We start from the raw sequence: 17073 nt of genomic DNA on the forward strand, positions 1-17073 counted from the left end.
CGGCGACAGAAACCTCATCTGCACATGCCCTCCAATGTCAGAATACGAAGAAGCCGCTGAGTGAAAGATAATACCCCTCGCCGGAAACATCCGGCGGGGGCACCATTTAGCCACCTCCGCAGCCACACTCCGGTGCACAAATTGAAAGCAGGTCACTGTTATTGAGATGAAGCACTATATCCCTAAAAACGCCAGCAGCGAACTGGCTGAGCCGGCCGCGCTCAAGGCTCTGAAGGTTCATGAAGTTGACGTTTTCGTAAAGGAAACGGGTTCACTGCCATCCACCGATATGATCGTCGAATTCTACGACGCATTGAACGATCTGATCGAGGGGCACTCCTATAAGGTAAACATCCGGCGTGTCGCCGTCGAAAGCGCCGGGACACCCTTGTACTGGGCCGGACGGACCGCGGTTTTCTGGGGGGATATTCACAAAAACTGGAAACTCTCCTCGCGCGAGCGCAACTGGACCTCGCAGGTGTTTAGCCTGGCACCAAGAACAATTCTGGTTGGCGGCGCCGTTCTGCTGCTGGCGCAGATGGGACGGGCCGACAAGACAGACGCCGCTGTCCATTCAAACTTTGTCGCCGCAGCGCAGGAAAACGGGTTGCGGCAATGCGGAACCGATACGCATCTTGCTTCGACAGGTCGCATGCACAGTGCTTCGACCCGGCTCAGCTCACTGCGGCTGATGTCGGAATTCGTGTCGCTTGATCACGGGGCCTACATTGCGGAATCCCTGCGCGACTATATCGGTCTGACGGAGTCGGGACCACAATACCAAAGCCAACTGGCAATCCGGCTTATACAACGGTCGGGCGCAGACCCACTGGTCAGGCAGGCCGTGGACACCATGCTGACCCACATTGAAGAGCCGCTGAAAATCCCTGATATCTCGACCGTACTGGGTACGTCGACCAGGCAGCTTCAGCGAAGGTTTCTGAGCAAAACAGGAACCAAGCTGCTATGCACGTACAGGGCGCTGAGGCTGGAGCGTGCAAACAGCCTGCTGCGCAATACGGACATGTCATTGCGAGAAATATCTGCCGCGACCGGGTTTTCGTCGATCACGTCCCTGGGTCGGTCCTTTCGGACAATGTACAACAACACTCCGGAAAAGGTCCGGGAACAGCGGTTCTCCGGATGCCTGCCTGGACCGGTGAAACACCACAGTTCAGGGACCGCCGCATTGGCCAAGTTTCCGTCCTCGGTCGCTTATTGAACTGACGTTTGCGTTCTAAGCAGAGCGCATGTCAGTAACCGACAAGGTCGCTGGGCTGGAACCCAGTCGCCGGTGACGGTTTTTTTCCAAGGATATTTTTGAGAATATCGTTCATTGTCTTGCGATCATTGTCGAATCCGCCATGGGTGTGACTGTCCGTTACAGATGATGCACGCCCGGCAAAGTGCACTTTGTAGCCTTTCTTACCGGGAACCTTTTTGCCGAACTTGTCCATGCCCAGGATCGGCATTTCCTTTTGGTCTTCAAATGCATTGGACACGAAATACAGCAGGGATTTCCGATAGGGCCCGACACTGTCATCCTGTTCGCGCTGATCAATCAGATTATACTGCCAAAGGTTTGTGACACCGCTGGCTACTCCGGCTTTGCGTATTCTGGGGTGATAGCTTTTCTTGAACAGATCGACGGTGCAGGCCGGAGCCATCAGGGAACATGATGCAACCGGGGTGTCGAGAGGGTTCATTTTGTCCATGGCATCCAGCATATGCGCCAGAAGTATCGAACCCGCACTGTGACCCACAAAATGGATCTGAAGGGGCTTAGAGCGCTGCGCGTTGCCCTTTAGAAGTGCCTTGACAGCTTTGCGCCCGCCGCCCCCGGCCCTAAAGCTCTCCCGGGCGTCCCATTTCATGTCGCGCCATACAGCTGTTCCCGGTTTGCGGGCAAAGGATTCCAGGGCGGTATCAAAGAAATCCGACAGGCCGCCGACCCGAGCCTCGGCCCTACTGCGCGACGAAAAGACGACATCTGTGAGCGATTCAAAAAAACCGGTCTCCCACATGAAGTGGATGGGGTAGATTCCGTTGCGCTTGAACACTTCCTTCATTTTCCGGACGCGATTGGCCGAGGCGTTGGCGTTGTTCAGGCCGCCATGCGCATAGAATAACAGGTGTTCGTACCCACGCTCAGCCGTTGCGGCTTCGTCGGACAGAAAGTCCGCAGTCTCCTGTATGGTCGTCATCGGTGTCGGGTATTTCCCGGTTTCCCTAAGCTGACCGTCATCGAGATGGATGATGTGTCCGATGATGTCTTCGTGCCGGGGTGCGCGGACTTCCTGTGAACCGAACAGGGTTCGAGATTGCGGTGAAGGATTGCTGATTGTCAGGTCAAAGGCGTCCGGCGTCGGAACCGCCAGGCGCAACACCCAGGCATCCATAATGGTGGCGGACCAGTCTTCATACATCCACAGGGCAATTCCCGGACTGCCATCGAAACCTCCCCAGTCCTCGCCCCATGAATTTTGGATCAGAAACCCGCGTTCGTTGTAGCCGACGATAATGAAGGCGTGCCCGCCCTCACTGAAATATGAAGGTTCGATTTCGCCATCCGCCGGATTTCGCCATCCCCGGTGAATCCGCGCGGACACGTAGATGACGCCGACCTCATTCAAAGCGGCGTGGTAGTCGATAATTTCCGGGCGCATGCGATAATATGCGCCCAGTCCAAGGTTGCGGGCCTCCTTGGCGTGCTCAACAGTCAGGTGCCAGCCGGAGTCACCGTCGTGGTACGGTGCGGTTTCATCGCTGCAAACGCCGTTGTGGTAAAACCCCTTCAAGGCCGCACGGATGCTGGACCCTTCGTAGTCTTCCCCGGGCCATTCATCGTTGATCTTGGCCATCTCATACAGCATGCGTGCACTGGCCATCGGGACCTGGGCGGACGGATCAATCCGTGCGTGGCGCTGCCGGTTCATCAGGGTGATCGCACTGGACAGGGCAAACCCGGTACAAGCCCCTTCCCGTCCCTGATCCCGTATGGGGCTTAGATCGGGATGCGGCGGATCCATCGTCAGGCGAAGCTGTCGCAATGTTGGCTTATATGCTCTGTCCCGCAGGTCAGTCATATCCCTGTGAGCGTTCAGCACGCGGTTGCCAAGCCGCGGAGCCGCAGCAAGCGCTTTTGGCAAGCTGGACTTTCCGCCAGACTTTGACTTCCGCGACTTTGTGGGACGTTTGCTCATGACTTTTCCTCTCAAAAAACAAATGAATGCCGGGACAGCGGAAAATACTCGTTATAAATGAGAGAAGTGTAGCCGAGGAGTTGCAGCGCGAAAAGCGTTGCGCTGAAAATCGGCGGATTCAAATGAATCCGCCGGTCAACCGAACGGTTTCCTTGCGAGGTTTCGGCCTGCACTCCGATTTCAGGGGAATGCAGGCCGGATGGTTAAAGGCAATCGGAAAGGGTGGTTGCCAGATTACGAAGGAGTTGAGGGTAAAACGAGGGGCCCGGTTCGATATTTGCGCCGATCGGGTCGCTGACGCCGGTATTGGCCTCGGTCCCGTCCAGAACCGTCTGGACCAGTCTGGGGTCGAACTGAGGTTCGGTCAGCACACAGTCGATGCCCTCCGCACGAATGCGGCCCTGAATCTCGGCGATCCGTGCCGGGCTGGGATCGGAGGCATCAGAAAGCGAAATTGCCCCGGCGGCCGGAATATCGAAGGCAACTTCGAAATATTGGTAGGCATCATGGAAGACAATGAACTCTTTCCCGCGCGCCGGTTCCAATATCTCGTTGATCTCGGTTTTCAGGGCTTCGATTTCTTCCCGTGCCGCCACAGCGTTCGAGAAATAGGCACTTGCATTGTCCGGATCAGCGGCTGAGAGTTTTCCGGCGATCAGGTTCAGCCAGATTGCCGCGTTCTCGGGTGACAGCCAGACATGAGTGTCGTGTGACCCATGATCGTGTTCAGCATGATCATCATGATCGTGGTCGTCATGGTCTTTTTCTTCGGCATGATCGTCATCATGTTCATCATGGTTTTCATGATCATTGTGGTCATCGTGATCGTGATTGTCCGAGTCGGCATGTGCTTCATGGTCATGTGCCTCGAACAACGCGCTCTCGCGAAGCTCCAGTTCGACCGTGCCCTCAGCCTCCATCAGGGATGTCACTTCTGCGTTTTCCGAAAGCGTTTCGATTGCCCCTTCCAACCAGGGTGTCAGGTCTTCTCCGACCCAAAACACCAAGTCCGCGTCTTGCAGTGCAGCAGCGTCCGACGGGCGCAGGGAGTATTCGTGCGGCGAAGCTCCGGGTTGAACAATCAGAACCGGGCTGCCGACACCATCCATTACCCGAGCGACCAGTGAATGCACGGGCGCGATATCAACTGCGACATTCGGTGTATCAGCCCACGCCACACTTCCAAACAAGGTTGCGCTGATGGACAGGGAAAGAAGCTTTCTGGACATGGGGTTCCCTATGTGATTGTATAACATTAATCGCTCAATTATACGATATGTAATAACATGACAAGTGACTTGCAGAACCGCGAGGAAGCCGTCAGCGTCGGGTTCGAACAGCATGACCATTCGGCCTGCGTTACCGACGCGATTGCGTCGGCAGATGCGCGTTGCGAGAAAGAGAACCTTCGCTTTACACCCGTTCGACGCAAGGTGTTGCAAGTGCTGCTGGAAGACCACAAGGCGCTTGGCGCCTATGCGATCCTTGAAAGGCTGCGCGAGGCGGGTTTCGGATCTCAACCACCGGTCGCGTATCGTGCGCTGGATTTTCTGGTTGAGCATGGATTCGTTCACAAAATCGAACGACTGAACGCGTTCGTTGCCTGCGCCCATCCCGGCGAAGCGCACGCCCCTGCCTTCATGATCTGCCGAAACTGCGAAATAGTCGCCGAGGCACAATCCACCCCCGAAAAAGGGGCATTGGGAGAAGCTGCCAAGACATCCGGATTCCGGATTGAACGTACCATCATCGAAGTAGAAGGCCTGTGCCCGACCTGCGTTGGGAAAGAAAATTCATGAGTCTCGCAACCATTGAAGGCCTCAGCATCCGCTACGGCGCAAAAACCGTGCTGCGCGATGTGAACCTGTCGATAAATCCGGGTGAGATCGTCACGATAGTCGGGCCAAACGGATCTGGAAAGACAAGCCTGCTGCGGTCCCTGATCGGGGCGACGCGTGCTTCGACTGGCCGTGTACGGCTGAAACCCGGGCTGAGGCTGGGTTATGTGCCGCAGCGGCTGCATATCGACCCTACGCTTCCGATCACGGTGGAACGGTTCATGCGTCTTCCGGGCGCGGTTGATCGATCGGCCTGCAGACAAGCGCTGAAACGTGCGGGCGTTCCCGATCTTTCGGGGCAGCAAATGTCACAACTGTCCGGTGGGCAGTTCCAGCGCGTCCTGCTGGCGCGGGCTTTGCTGAACCAGCCCGAGTTGCTGTTGCTGGACGAGGCGACTCAGGGGCTCGATCAACCGGGTTCTGCAGCGTTTTATCAACAGATCGAAGCCACCCGTGCCGAGACCGGATGCGCCGTACTGATGATCAGCCACGATCTACACGTGGTCATGAGCGCCTCGGACCGTGTCATATGCCTGAACGGCCACGTCTGTTGCGAAGGTACGCCTGCAACGGTGGCAACCGCGCCGGAATACCGGGCCCTGTTCGGTTCGGGGACAGGTGGTGCACTGGCACTGTATCGCCATGACCACGACCATGGTCATGATCACGCTTCGAAGGAGGCTGCCGAGTAATGCTGGATGATTTTTTGACGCGCGCCACGCTGGCCGGGGTTGGTGTAGCGTGCGCAGCGGCACCTTTGGGTTCTTTTGTGGTCTGGCGGCGCATGGCCTATTTCGGCGATGCAACCGCCCATGCCGCAATTCTGGGGGTTGCCTTGTCCCTTTCTTTTCAGGTGTCGATCTTTGCAGGCGCGACTGCCGTTGCGCTTCTACTAGCGCTGACTGTGACGTTCCTGTCCGGGCGCGGATACACGATGGACACCTTGTTGGGGGTACTGGCCCATTCCGCACTTGCCTTCGGTCTGGTCGCAGTTTCGTTTCTGTCAGGGGTGCGAATAGACCTGATGGCCTATCTGTTTGGCGATATTTTGGCCGTATCACGCGGTGATCTGGCTGTGATCTGGGGCGGTGCGGCGCTGGTTGTTCTGTTGATTTCGTGGCGCTGGTCGGCATTGCTGACGGCGACCCTCAACACCGATCTGGCTTATGCAAGCGGTATTGACCCAAGACGAGAGCAGTTGTTTCTCACGCTGGCGCTGGCTGTCACGGTTGCAGTTGCCATCAAGGTTGTTGGCGTGTTGCTTATCGGCGCAATGCTGATCATCCCTTCGGCAGCAGCCCGGCCTCTGGCCCGTACGCCTGAAAGCATGGCGGTGATAGCTGCCGTGATCGGCACCTTATCGGTTATTGGGGGGCTACGCGCTGCCCTGGAATTCGATACGCCTGCCGGGCCAACAATCGTTTGTGTGGCTGCCTTGCTCTTCGCGGCAACAAGCGTGACGAACATGGTGAACAGGGCAAACTAGCCTCGGTTCATACACTGTCAAAACGTAATGTGGGTGGCAGGATATGAACGGAAAGTAGGCTTTCCGGGCATATATCAGCGCATAACTCGACGTCCTCCGGGAATTTCGTTGCCCAAATTTTGCCGCATTGTTAGAAATGTGCAAAAGGGGTGCAAAGCCCGGAGGCAAAAATCGAGCAGAAAGTCAAAAAATCGCGGCGCTTGGTGCCGGAATCCCTGGTAGGGAAACGTGAGGGCCTGTTTTTTCTTTGGGCAGAGCTTGAGCGGGCACGTATCCGGGCAGCAAGGGCGCAGGAAGCCGCCCCTCACCAGGCCAAAGCGAATGGCATCAGCACAGGCAAAGCTCAGGCGTTTCATCCGTTCCACGTGGATGAATTCATTTTCTTCTAAAGCCTGAATTTCGCCTTCGAAAGCATCTAGCCCGCCATAGTTAGGCGGGCTGCAAGTGCACCAGCGTTTCGCTAAATAACTATTTGATCTGTTCTGTGCCGTACCAGATCAGGCAGCGCCGCGCTGCATCTCGGGGAACCCCGCTGCCAGACTTTCCTCTGAAGCTTCGAATACGCCACGTTCGGTGATCAGCCCCGTGACAAGCCGCGCGGGTGTGACGTCGAACGCAAAATCCATGCCTTCTGTTCCGTCAGGCGTCACTTGCACCGAAGAAATCTCGTTCGCATCGTCCCTGCCCCAGATATGCGTAACTTCGCGCGAATCGCGTTTCTCGATCGGGATTTCGCGAACGCCGTCACTGACTGTCCAGTCAATGGTCGGCGACGGCAGAGCCACATAGAAAGGCACATTGTTGTCATGGGCGGCCAACGCCTTGAGATAGGTTCCGATTTTGTTGCAGACATCGCCGCGGCGGGTGGTCCGGTCGGTGCCGACAATGACCATGTCGACCTGCCCGTGCTGCATCAGGTGCCCGCCTGCGTTGTCGACAATATAGGTGTGCGGCACGCCGTGGTTGCCCAGTTCCCATGATGTCAGTGCACCCTGGTTGCGCGGCCGGGTTTCATCGGCCCACACATGGATGGGAATACCCGCATCAAAGGCGTGATACATCGGGCTGGTGGCGGTGCCCCAATCGACCGTCGCCAACCAGCCGGCGTTGCAGTGGGTCAGCAGGCGGACCGGTTCGCCTTCGGGCTTCTTCGCTGCAATGTCGCGGATCAGTTCAAGTCCGTGGACACCGATCATCCGATTGATCTCGACATCTTCGTCCGCAATGTCATGGGCCATTTGCAATGCCGCTGCCGCCCGGTCAGACGGGGCCAACTGACGCATAGCCGTACGGCACCGGTCCAACGCCCACCGAAGGTTGATCGCGGTCGGTCGTGTGGCGTGCAGCGTTTCCCAGGCCTGATCCATTGCCGCATCCGATGGGTCCAGCCGCATTTGCAGCGCCATGCCGTATGCGGCGGTCGCTCCGATCAAAGGCGCGCCACGCACGCTCATTTCCACGATTGCAGTGCAAAAGGCATCCATGGTGTCGACAGGCCGGATCACCAGCTTGTGCGGCAGCCATCGCTGATCAATGATCTCCAGCACATCCTTTTCTGTGTTGAACCAGAGCGAGCGGTAATGCTTGCCGTCAATTTTCATAATGCAGACCTTCCCTTGAATTAGACCACCAAAGGCGCACACAGCCAGCGCCGCTGTCTTTCAGTTTTGTTGTTCAATACTCTAATGATATTCAAATTCTTTGCCACAATCCAAGTTTGCTGCGCTTGGACGCGGGCGCCGGTGTCATCGGTTGGTCCTGCGGCGGGCGTGCAGAACTCCGGCTTCGCGAATGATATCGGCAACCATATGTTCGCGTCGATAAGCCATGACATGCGCCCCCGCGACGCCCCTGATCTGCTGTACCTGCTGAAGCAGTTCAATGCAGATCCTTTTGCCTTCCTCGCTGGGATTGTCCGCTTTTTCAAGCCGTTCGATGACCGCGTCCGGGATATGAATCCCGGGCACGTTGTTGCGCATCCAGCGGGCCGCTCGGGCCGATGCCAGCGGGCCGACCCCCGCCAGAATGAACACTTTCTTGTCCAATCCTTCGTCCCGGACACGAGACATGAAAGATTCGAACAACGGCATGTCGAAAATGTAGTTGGTCTGGATGAAATCCGCCCCGGCAGTGATCTTTTTGGCCAATCGGTTTGGACGCCATTCATACGGGGGAATACATGGGTTCTCGGCTGCGCCCAGAAACATCTGCGGCGGCGCGGTTATTTTGCGCCCCGACAGAAATGTTCCGTTGTCCCGCATCGAGCGGATGGTGCGCAGCAACGTCAGCGAATCAAAGTCAAAAACCGGTTTCGCGCCGGGCTGATCCCCTGCACCGACCCCGTCGCCCGTCAGGCAAAGGACGTTGCTGACACCAAGCGCGGCAGCGCCCAGCACATCGCCCTGAATTGCGATACGGTTACGATCACGGCAGGATATCTGATAGACGGGAGAGTACCCGGCCCGTGTCAGCAACGCGGATATGCCGATCGAGGACATGTGGCAGTTGGCACCTGAAGCGTCCGTTGCGTTGATGGCGTCGGCAACCTCGCTGAGCGGCTGGGCGGCATCGTAGACATCGGACGGATCGGCGCTGTCCGGAGGATTCAATTCGGCCGTGACAGCAAACCGGCCAGACCGCAGGACTTTTTCCAGACGACTGTGTGAGACAAATCCTTCCGGAAGTGCGGAACGGGATGAATGAGTGTCCAGCGCTTCGATATGACCCGTCATTTCTTACCGCTCCCGATATTTTCGGGTTCCTGCGCCAAAGGTGCGGCAACCGGCTCCATCGACCGGGCCTCGGGGAAGGACTGCGCCAGGGCTTGTTTGGCCAGGTCACGTTGATCCCGCGCACGCATTGCTTTTTCCCGACTGACCCGCAGCCACGAAGACGTCCCTTGCAAGGTGTGCTCGACCGGAGGCAAAACCTCGTTGATCTGTGCCGCACCGCTGCTCATCCGGCTCGCCCCATTCCAGGCCAATGCCCAGACGCATTTCATGTCCGGTTTCACTTCGCAGTATTCGCCGGGCCGGACCCCGCCGCAGGGGCCGTTGCGCAACTGTTTCGGGCAATTCATGGGGCAAGACATACCGGTCGATGACAAAACGCATTGACCGCACATGCGGCAATCAAACAGCAGCGATTTCACACCCCGTTCAACCAGCGCAACAGGTTTTTCCACCCGGTGATATCCGATCCGGTCGAACAGCGGGTCAAGCGCAACCATCGCCCTTTCCACGTACTTGTAAATTTTTTCAAATGTACCCGAATGCCGGACCGAAAATAGACGAAGGCGATACATGTTCCTGGCCCTCCTGCGGAAGCTGGCGGGTCAGATAGCGGAATGCCCACCGAGCCCGATAAACCCCTCTGACTTAACGGTTCCTGCTTGGGGAAGCCAAGTCAAGCCAAACGTGGGTTTTTGCCCCACTCGCTGATCAACCGAACGACCATTCATCTGCCCGAAACGGGCCTTCGTTCGCGACACAGGTACTGTCAGAATGCATTGGCCGCTTTGGTAAGAAACTCACACAAAGCGTGGTCGTGTGCATTTGCGATATGCAGGCGAAACCGGGTTTCCGATTGAACGCGGTAAAGAATGACCTCGAACCCGAAAAATCGACGGACCGCGCTTTTTGATGGCTGATCAAGCCGGATTTCGGTTCCGCGCTGTAGCAACTCCATCGCCCCCGGCCCACTCAGGTCAAAAACCGAATAGGTGTGCGAAACGTCAGAAACAGCCATGTTCTGTTCTTCGTGCCAGCCATCCTGTCGGTCTGCTCCGTTGACCTCAAGCAATCTGTCGCGACGCAGGGCGATGGTGTAGACGTCATCTGCCACAACATCAGGCCAGCCGGTGCACGGGGGCACCGACCGCGATGCAAGGTCGGGGCCGGACATCAGGGTCTGGCGTTCGAGACGCACTCGGGACATAGCGGTTGACCCCAAATCAATCACTTGCCCGTATAACCCGGCGGGGGCCCATTTGTTCCGGTCGTCACGCATTCAGACGCTCCCCTTCCGGGTCGTAGAAGCAAGGCGCGCACAACGTCGCCTTGCGTCGCTGGCCGTCGTGCCAGATGTCGATCATTTCGCCTGTTCGTTCCGCACCGCTTTCCATCAACCCCAATGCAATCGGCGCGCCGACACTGGGGCTGTCATAGCTTGATGTCACGTAACCCAGCGAGCGGGGTGGTGTGTCACCGGTCACCACATGCGCGCCGGTCGGAATGGCCGGTTCGCCCGCCGGAACGGTCAGGCCGACCAGTGTCTTGCGGTCCAAACGGTTGGCCGTCGCGGTGTGAAGGCTGCGGTCCCCGACAAACGGGGTTTTCTTCTTTTCCCGGGGGATGGGATAACCCAGATCGTGCGGCATGGTCTCTCCATCCGTGTCCTTGCCGATCATGATATAGCCTTTTTCGGCTCGCAGGACCGAGATTGCCTCGATGCCGACAGGGGCGGCGCCGAATGGCGCAGCCGCCTCAACTGCGGCCTGCCACAGGCTGCGCCCAGACGATGCAGGGACCGAGATTTCATAGCTGAGGTCGCCGGTGAAACTGACACGTGACACCCGAACAGAGGCGTCATTGAAGCTCCCTTCCCGAAAGGTCATGTGCGGGAACGCCTGAGCGGACAGATCAATACCCAGATCGAGAACGGTCAGGATTTCCCGGGCTTTGGGCCCGGTGACCGTAACCGTGACATATTGATGGGTCATGTCGTGCACAAAAATACGATCGGGGTCGTTGCCATCCTGACGCCAGGATTCCAGGTGCATGCGCACGCTGTCCACGTGGCTGGACGAGCAGGAAATCACAAACCGGTTCTGATCCAACCGCGAGATCACCCCGTCATCATAAACGATGCCGCCTTCGGTCAGCATGAATCCGTAGCGGATTGCACCGGGTTTGAGTGTTTTGATGGTGTTATAAAAGATGAAATTCACAAAGGCTTCGGCATCCGGGCCCATCACCTCGATCTTACCCAAGGGAGAGCCATCGAGAATGCCCGCGCTCTCGCGTGTGCGCACTGCCTCGGCACGGATCAACTGTTCCGGCGTTCCGTTGCCGTACCATCCCGGGCGTAGCCACCCGCCATATTCACAAAGCGCCGCGTCAAGCGCGCGGTGCTGCGGTTCCAGCGGCAAGCGTTTCAGCGGATTGCAAAGTTCGTTGGTTCGCGCCCCATGGTAGGTCTCTATCGGGACAGGCACAAAAGGGGGACGGAAGGTTGTGGTGCCAACCTCGGGGATTGGCCGGTCCTGAATGGCTGCCATGGCCGCAAGCCCGGCCATGTTTGATGTCTTGCCCTGATCCGACGCCATCCCAAGTGTCGTGTAGCGTTTCAGATGCTCGACCGAGACAAAGTTTTCGCGGGCGGCAAGTTCCACGTCTTTGAGCGTGACATCATGCTGAAAATCGATCCACTGGCGCCCTTTCGAGCCGGGTGTTGGCCACAACGGGTTAAGGATAATAGTGGTGTCCGGACGTGTTGTAGTTTCGCCCCGACCGGCCGCACTTGCCTCATCCAGCGCTGCGTTCAGATCGTAGGTGCCGTTGGCCGCGCCGATTGCGACCATCCCGCCAGGTGCGGCACCAGGCAGGAAGGTCTGCCGCGTGGCGCACCAATCCAGTTTACCCCCAGCGTGCCGCCACAGATGCACCAGCGGCGTCAACCCGCCTGAGCTCAGCACGGTATCGACCGGATAGGTTCTGTCACCTGCAAAGATTGATTTCAGAGACTTGCCGCCAGAAACTTTGACCGGTCCCGTCGAAGGGTCGATTTGGACGACCCGCGCCCCGGTGTCCTTGAGCTTGGCAATGATCGGATCGGCCAATGAGTGATTGCTGAGAACCGCAACCTCCCGCCCTGCCAGAACACCATACCGCGCAAGATACTCGGCCGCGCCCATCAGCGACATCACGCCCGGCCGGTCATTGTTGGCAAACGTTATCGGCCGGTCCAAAGCCCCGCTGGCCAGAATGACGCGCCCTGCCCTCATCCGCCATAGGCGCGGAGCGGTGCCGAAAGGGCCGTTTTCAACCAGCCCAACCAAACCGTGATCATAGACCCCAAAAGCTGTGGTCGATGTCAGGATGCGCCCGCCTGCCAACTCGATGGCCATTCTTTGCGATGTAACCCATTCTACCGGCACCCCGGATTCAATCGCCTCGAACTGATAGGCGCTGCCGCCGGTTTCCGGATGATCATCGACCAGAACGACGTCCTGCCCGGCCTCAGCGGCAGTGCGGGCAGCGACCAGCCCTGCCGGGCCCGCGCCCACAACCAGCGTGTCGCAATGCGCATGAGTTTTGTCCGAGGAATAATCGTCGAAAACGTCCGTCGACACTGCGCCCAATCCGGCCATTTTCCGGATCGATGGTTCAAACAGATGCCAGTCAGGCCAGATGAAGGTCTTGTAGTAGAACCCGGCAGACAGCCAACGGTGAAAGAAATCAAGGCCGCCCTTGATGTCGAACTGTGCCGTTGGCCAGGCATTGACCGCGCGGACCCGCATCCCCTCCTCAAGAGGCGTGGTTGTGGCCAGGCAGTTGGGCAGTTCGCGGCCGTTCAGGGTGACTGTCATGATCGCGTTGGGCTCATCCACCCAGGCGCTCCAGACACCGCGCGGACGATGGTACTTGAAACTGCGCCCCATCACACGCACGCCGCTGGCCATCAGCGCCGAAGCCAAAGTGTCGCCAGCAAATCCCTGATAGGGTTTGCCATCGAATGTGAAATTCAGCGGCCGGGTCCGATCAATCAGCCCGCCCGAAGTAGTGCGAAATGACGTCATGGCGCGACCTTTCTGAGAGGGGTCGAGCCCAGGACATCCATCGTCACACTGTCACGCTCCAACAGGAACACCTCGGCGCAGGTTGTGTGCATCCAGATTTCCCGGACCACTCCTTTATCGTTGCGGTGCATGTGCAGATAGTCTGCCCATTCCGCATCGGAAACCGCGCCGCTGGTATCCGGGCGGGTTTTTCCCGCCTCGGCTGCAAAGTGAAATTCGCGCTCGTCCCGGGGACCGCAAAAGGGACAGGGAAATATCTGCAATTCAACCTCCTAGTGCGGAATGCCAGAGGCCGCGCTTTCATCCACAAGCGCGCCTGTTGCGAAACGGCTGATGTCAAAGGAGCGGCTGATCTCGTGATGGCCGCCCGTGGCCATCAGATGTGCCAGCAGATATCCGCCCGCCGGGATCGCCTTGAAGCCGCCCGTACCCCAGCCGCAATTGAGATAGATGCCATCCACACCCGAGGGCCCGATAATCGGAGAACTGTCGGGCGTCACGTCGACGATCCCGGCCCAATGGCGCAGAAGTTTTACCTTGGCCAGCGCCGGCATCATCTCGGCCAGCCCGCCCAAAATGACTTCCTGCATCGGCAGGTTGCCGCGTTGACCGTAGGACGGCACACGGTCCAGCCCGCCGCCGACCACCAGCCCGCCCTTGTCGGATTGGCTGACATAAGTTCCCAGAGCCGGACATAGCACAACGGTATCCAGAACCGGTTTCAACGGCTCGGACACAAACGCCTGCAGCGCATAGGAATGGATAGGCAACTTGTACCCGGCAAGTTGCCCCAGAACAGACGAATGCCCGGCCACAGAAGCGCCAATCACGCCCGCGCGCACTTCACCCAATGACGTCTGCACACTGACGCAACGCCCGGCTTCCATCACAAAGCCTTGCACTTCGCAGTTCTGAATGATGTCTACGCCCAATTGGTCGGCCGCGCGCGCATATCCCCAGGCAACCGCGTCGTGTCGACCGGTTCCGCCACGCGGCTGATTGACACCACCATGAATGGGGTAACGCGCATCGTCCCGGAAGTTCAGAACAGGAACCCGCTTGCGGATCTCTTCCCGGCTCAGCAGCTCGGCATCTATGCCATTCAGACGCATGGCGTTGTACTGCCGCGCGGCCATTTCCATGTCATGCTCGGAATGGGCGGTCACAAGCATACCGCGTTGCGAGAACATGACGTTGTAGTTCAGCTCTTTGGACAGGCGTTCGTACAACCGGACCGAAAAATCATAAAGCGCGGCGCTTTCGGGATAAAAGTAGTTGGAGCGGATCGCGGTGGTGTTCCGCCCGGTATTGCCGCCGCCAAGCCAGCCTTTTTCAAGTACGGCGACATTGGTCATCCCGTGGTTTTTGGCAAGGTAGTAGGCGGTTGCCAACCCGTGCCCGCCACCGCCGATGATCACCGCATCATAGGCTGGTTTCAGCGTGGCAGACCGCCAGGCTTTGGCCCAGCCTTTCTGACCGCGCAAACCTTCGCGAAAAACCTGAAATGCCGAATACCGCGTCATTCTTTCTTATCCATTGCCAGTGAATAGGCCACGAAACTCTGAATCAACTCAGCTGAAGGTTCCTTTCCGGTAAAACCCTTCAGGAACCCTTCGATCCGGCTGACTCGCACCTCCATGGTTTCGCGCATTTCTGCCGCGTGGTATCCGATCTGCATGAAATACAGGATGCGGGCCCGCGCATCTGCGTCACCTGCGTCGTAGCCGTGGCGCGCGTACATTTCGGTTATGGCGGCCAGTCGGGTTTTATCGGCGGCGTCGATCAGAGCATTGACCTGATCGTCCCGGCGCGCCCATTCCCGCACCGCAAAATCCAGCCCCTGATCGAACAGATCCGAGGTCACAAAGCAGCGGAAGAAATTGCAAACCGCAGCACAGATATCTGGCGCGGGTTTTGCGCAGTGGGTTACGATCGTTTGCGTGTTCCGCGCCTCCCACTCCTCCAGAAGCTTTGCCAGAAGATCGGCCCTGTCCTCGAAGTACCAGTAAAAGCTGGATCGCGAGACCCCAAGCCGACGGGCCAGAGACAGTATCTTCAGCTCGGCAACACCTTCGTGAACCAGAACGTCGCGCGACAGGTTCAGCCAGTCTTCACGCGTGACCTTGATGTTTCCGACCAGCGGGTCCTTTTCCGGGTCATCCCGGTTTAAAATTGGTTGGGCACGCTTGTTCATTCAACTCTCCGGCGGTGCACCGCCTTCCGCCGTGCGCTTTGCGATGAACTGTTTCAGGTTTTCGACCCGTGCACCATCCAAATCGGGTCTTTTGTCTGCAGCAAGAATATCTTTCCAGACCTTGGTCGCCCGCGCCGAGGCGTCAACTGAGCCGCGTTCGCTCCAGGTGCCGAAATTGGCATAGTCGTGCACAATCGGCTCGTAGAATTCGGTGTTGTAACGCTCCATTGTCTGCGGCGCGGCAAAGAAGTGACCACACGGCTCTACCTGCGACAGTGCCGAATCCAGCCCGATTTCATCGGCCCCCGCTGCCCGCCCGGCGCAAAGTTCGGCCACCATGTTCAGGACCTCGGCGTCGGTGATGAGTTTTTCGTAGGAAACACTGAGCCCACCTTCGAGCCATCCTGCAGAATGAATGATCACCGTTGCCCCGGCCATCAGGCATCCCCACAGGCCAAACTGGTTTTCGTTTGCCGCCTGCACGTCGTTCAGATTGGACGCTGAACCGGCAGCGGAACGCCAGGGCAAACCTATGAAACGCGCCAGCTGCCCGGCCGCGAGCGAGGCGTGAAAATGCGCAGGTGTCCCAAAGGCGGGCGCCCCGGATTTCATGTCGACATTGGACGTGAACGTGCCGTAGCAGACCGGCGCACCCGGACGGGCCAGCTGGGTCAGCGTGATCGCCGCCAGCGCCTCGGCATGGCTGAGCGTAATCGCCCCGGCCACCGTGATCGGAGCCATCGCACCCATCAGCGTGAAGGGCGTGACAATCGAAAGTTGCCCGTGTCGGGCAAAATCGATCAGACCCTGCGCCATCGGGATGTCGAGTGTACGGGGACTATTGGTGTTTATGATCGTGTATGCATGTGGCGTGGCAAGGAATTCATCGTCCGACAGACCCCGAAAGTTCCTCAGCATCTCAAAATTGTCCATTGCCTGCGGTGTGCCACGGGAAAACAGGAACGGAAACTTGTCTGACAGCGTCAGTTGAACTTCGGTCGTGAAATAGTGCCGCAGATGGGTCGGCACATCCTGAGGTTCGACCGAGGGTGATAGCATCTGAAACACATCGAAGTGATGGTTGATCTGCGTGTATTCCCTGTAGTCCCGCGCCGAACCCGCACGCCGCCCCCGTTCGAGGTCGGTCGCGTTGGGTGCCCCTGCCCCGGCTTGAAATACAAGGCTGCCAAGCTCCAGTGTCACATCCCGGTGTCGCGCCCCCGCGCGGCAGGTGATGGACTTTGGCGCCGTTGCCAGCGCCGCGTCGACCATGTCGCGTCCGATATTCACCATTTCGGTGTCCTCATCGACGCGGGCACCGCCTTTCGCGAAAATAGCCCGGGCCTCGGGCAACAGAACTTTTATGCCCAGCTCTTCCAGCAATCGCAGGGCAGTTGCGTGCATGTTCGCAATCTCATCTGCCGAAAACACGTCCATCGCCGGAAACGGGTTTTTGAGCTGGCGGTAGTTCACATCGCGCGCCGGGGTCCTGACGGTCTCGCCGGCGCGTCCCCTGCGCCTGCCACCCGGGCTGTTGTTTTCTGGGTTCATCG

At 58.2% G+C, this 17073-nt stretch carries 16 protein-coding genes; 5 read left to right on the forward strand and 11 right to left on the reverse strand.

Features of this window, described 5'->3' with window-relative positions; all coding sequences use genetic code 11:
* The first annotated feature begins 166 nt into the window (after positions 1 to 166).
* Positions 167 to 1222: a helix-turn-helix domain-containing protein gene (locus tag AC2FIR_RS17420; protein WP_496747144.1), complete on the forward strand. Its 1056-nt coding sequence runs from the start codon at positions 167 to 169 to the stop codon at positions 1220 to 1222.
* 31 nt (positions 1223 to 1253) lie between these two features.
* Here AC2FIR_RS17420 and AC2FIR_RS17425 read toward each other — a convergent pair whose 3' ends face one another.
* Together AC2FIR_RS17425 and AC2FIR_RS17430 are read right to left on the reverse strand one after the other, a co-directional pair.
* Entirely contained in the window at positions 1254 to 3203 is a 1950-nt protein-coding gene (locus AC2FIR_RS17425; RefSeq protein WP_496747142.1) for a C1 family peptidase, read from the reverse strand.
* 203 nt (positions 3204 to 3406) lie between these two features.
* A complete protein-coding gene (locus tag AC2FIR_RS17430; RefSeq protein WP_496747140.1) occupies positions 3407 to 4432 on the reverse strand; it encodes a zinc ABC transporter substrate-binding protein in 1026 nt (341 codons plus the stop codon).
* Positions 4433 to 4489: 57 nt separating this feature from the next.
* Here AC2FIR_RS17430 and AC2FIR_RS17435 point away from each other — a divergent pair, with 57 nt between their 5' ends.
* From AC2FIR_RS17435 to AC2FIR_RS17450, 4 genes are all read left to right on the forward strand, one after another.
* Positions 4490 to 5002 (forward strand): transcriptional repressor, encoded by a 513-nt coding sequence (locus AC2FIR_RS17435; RefSeq protein ID WP_170613938.1) that lies wholly within the window; start codon positions 4490 to 4492, stop codon positions 5000 to 5002.
* Positions 4999 to 5733 (forward strand): ATP-binding cassette domain-containing protein, encoded by a 735-nt coding sequence (locus AC2FIR_RS17440; RefSeq protein WP_170682418.1) that lies wholly within the window; start codon positions 4999 to 5001, stop codon positions 5731 to 5733. Before AC2FIR_RS17435 ends, AC2FIR_RS17440 begins: the two co-directional genes overlap by 4 nt.
* Positions 5733 to 6527, forward strand: a complete 795-nt coding sequence (locus tag AC2FIR_RS17445; RefSeq protein WP_170613936.1) for a metal ABC transporter permease — start codon at positions 5733 to 5735, stop codon at positions 6525 to 6527. Before AC2FIR_RS17440 ends, AC2FIR_RS17445 begins: the two co-directional genes overlap by 1 nt.
* A 149-nt stretch (positions 6528 to 6676) precedes the next feature.
* Positions 6677 to 6916 (forward strand): hypothetical protein, encoded by a 240-nt coding sequence (locus AC2FIR_RS17450; protein WP_170682419.1) that lies wholly within the window; start codon positions 6677 to 6679, stop codon positions 6914 to 6916.
* Between the two features lie 108 nt (positions 6917 to 7024).
* Here the strand turns inward: AC2FIR_RS17450 and mtnA are convergent, their stop codons facing one another.
* From mtnA to AC2FIR_RS17495, 9 genes are all read right to left on the reverse strand, one after another.
* Positions 7025 to 8128 (reverse strand): S-methyl-5-thioribose-1-phosphate isomerase, encoded by a 1104-nt coding sequence (gene mtnA, locus AC2FIR_RS17455; protein ID WP_496747135.1) that lies wholly within the window; start codon positions 8126 to 8128, stop codon positions 7025 to 7027.
* Between the two features lie 144 nt (positions 8129 to 8272).
* Positions 8273 to 9259, reverse strand: a complete 987-nt coding sequence (locus AC2FIR_RS17460) for a methylenetetrahydrofolate reductase (protein WP_170619776.1) — start codon at positions 9257 to 9259, stop codon at positions 8273 to 8275.
* A complete protein-coding gene (locus tag AC2FIR_RS17465) occupies positions 9256 to 9756 on the reverse strand; it encodes a methylenetetrahydrofolate reductase C-terminal domain-containing protein (protein WP_496747134.1) in 501 nt (166 codons plus the stop codon). The genes AC2FIR_RS17460 and AC2FIR_RS17465 overlap by 4 nt, the downstream gene beginning before the upstream one ends.
* A gap of 269 nt (positions 9757 to 10025) precedes the next feature.
* Entirely contained in the window at positions 10026 to 10535 is a 510-nt protein-coding gene (locus AC2FIR_RS17470) for a hypothetical protein (RefSeq protein ID WP_496762797.1), read from the reverse strand.
* A complete protein-coding gene (locus tag AC2FIR_RS17475; protein ID WP_496747130.1) occupies positions 10528 to 13326 on the reverse strand; it encodes a 2Fe-2S iron-sulfur cluster-binding protein in 2799 nt (932 codons plus the stop codon). Before AC2FIR_RS17475 ends, AC2FIR_RS17470 begins: the two co-directional genes overlap by 8 nt.
* Positions 13323 to 13589, reverse strand: coding sequence for a sarcosine oxidase subunit delta (locus tag AC2FIR_RS17480; protein WP_480914547.1), 267 nt, complete (start codon positions 13587 to 13589; stop codon positions 13323 to 13325). The genes AC2FIR_RS17475 and AC2FIR_RS17480 overlap by 4 nt, the downstream gene beginning before the upstream one ends.
* 9 nt (positions 13590 to 13598) lie before the next feature.
* Positions 13599 to 14849, reverse strand: a complete 1251-nt coding sequence (locus AC2FIR_RS17485) for a sarcosine oxidase subunit beta family protein (protein ID WP_496762799.1) — start codon at positions 14847 to 14849, stop codon at positions 13599 to 13601.
* On the reverse strand, positions 14846 to 15520 hold the full coding sequence (locus AC2FIR_RS17490; protein WP_170808161.1) for a TetR/AcrR family transcriptional regulator: 675 nt from the start codon (positions 15518 to 15520) through the stop codon (positions 14846 to 14848). Before AC2FIR_RS17490 ends, AC2FIR_RS17485 begins: the two co-directional genes overlap by 4 nt.
* Entirely contained in the window at positions 15521 to 17071 is a 1551-nt protein-coding gene (locus tag AC2FIR_RS17495) for a trimethylamine methyltransferase family protein (protein WP_496747125.1), read from the reverse strand.
* Positions 17072 to 17073: the final 2 nt, after the last annotated feature.

Source organism: Ruegeria sp. CDSB136, from assembly GCF_059610965.1.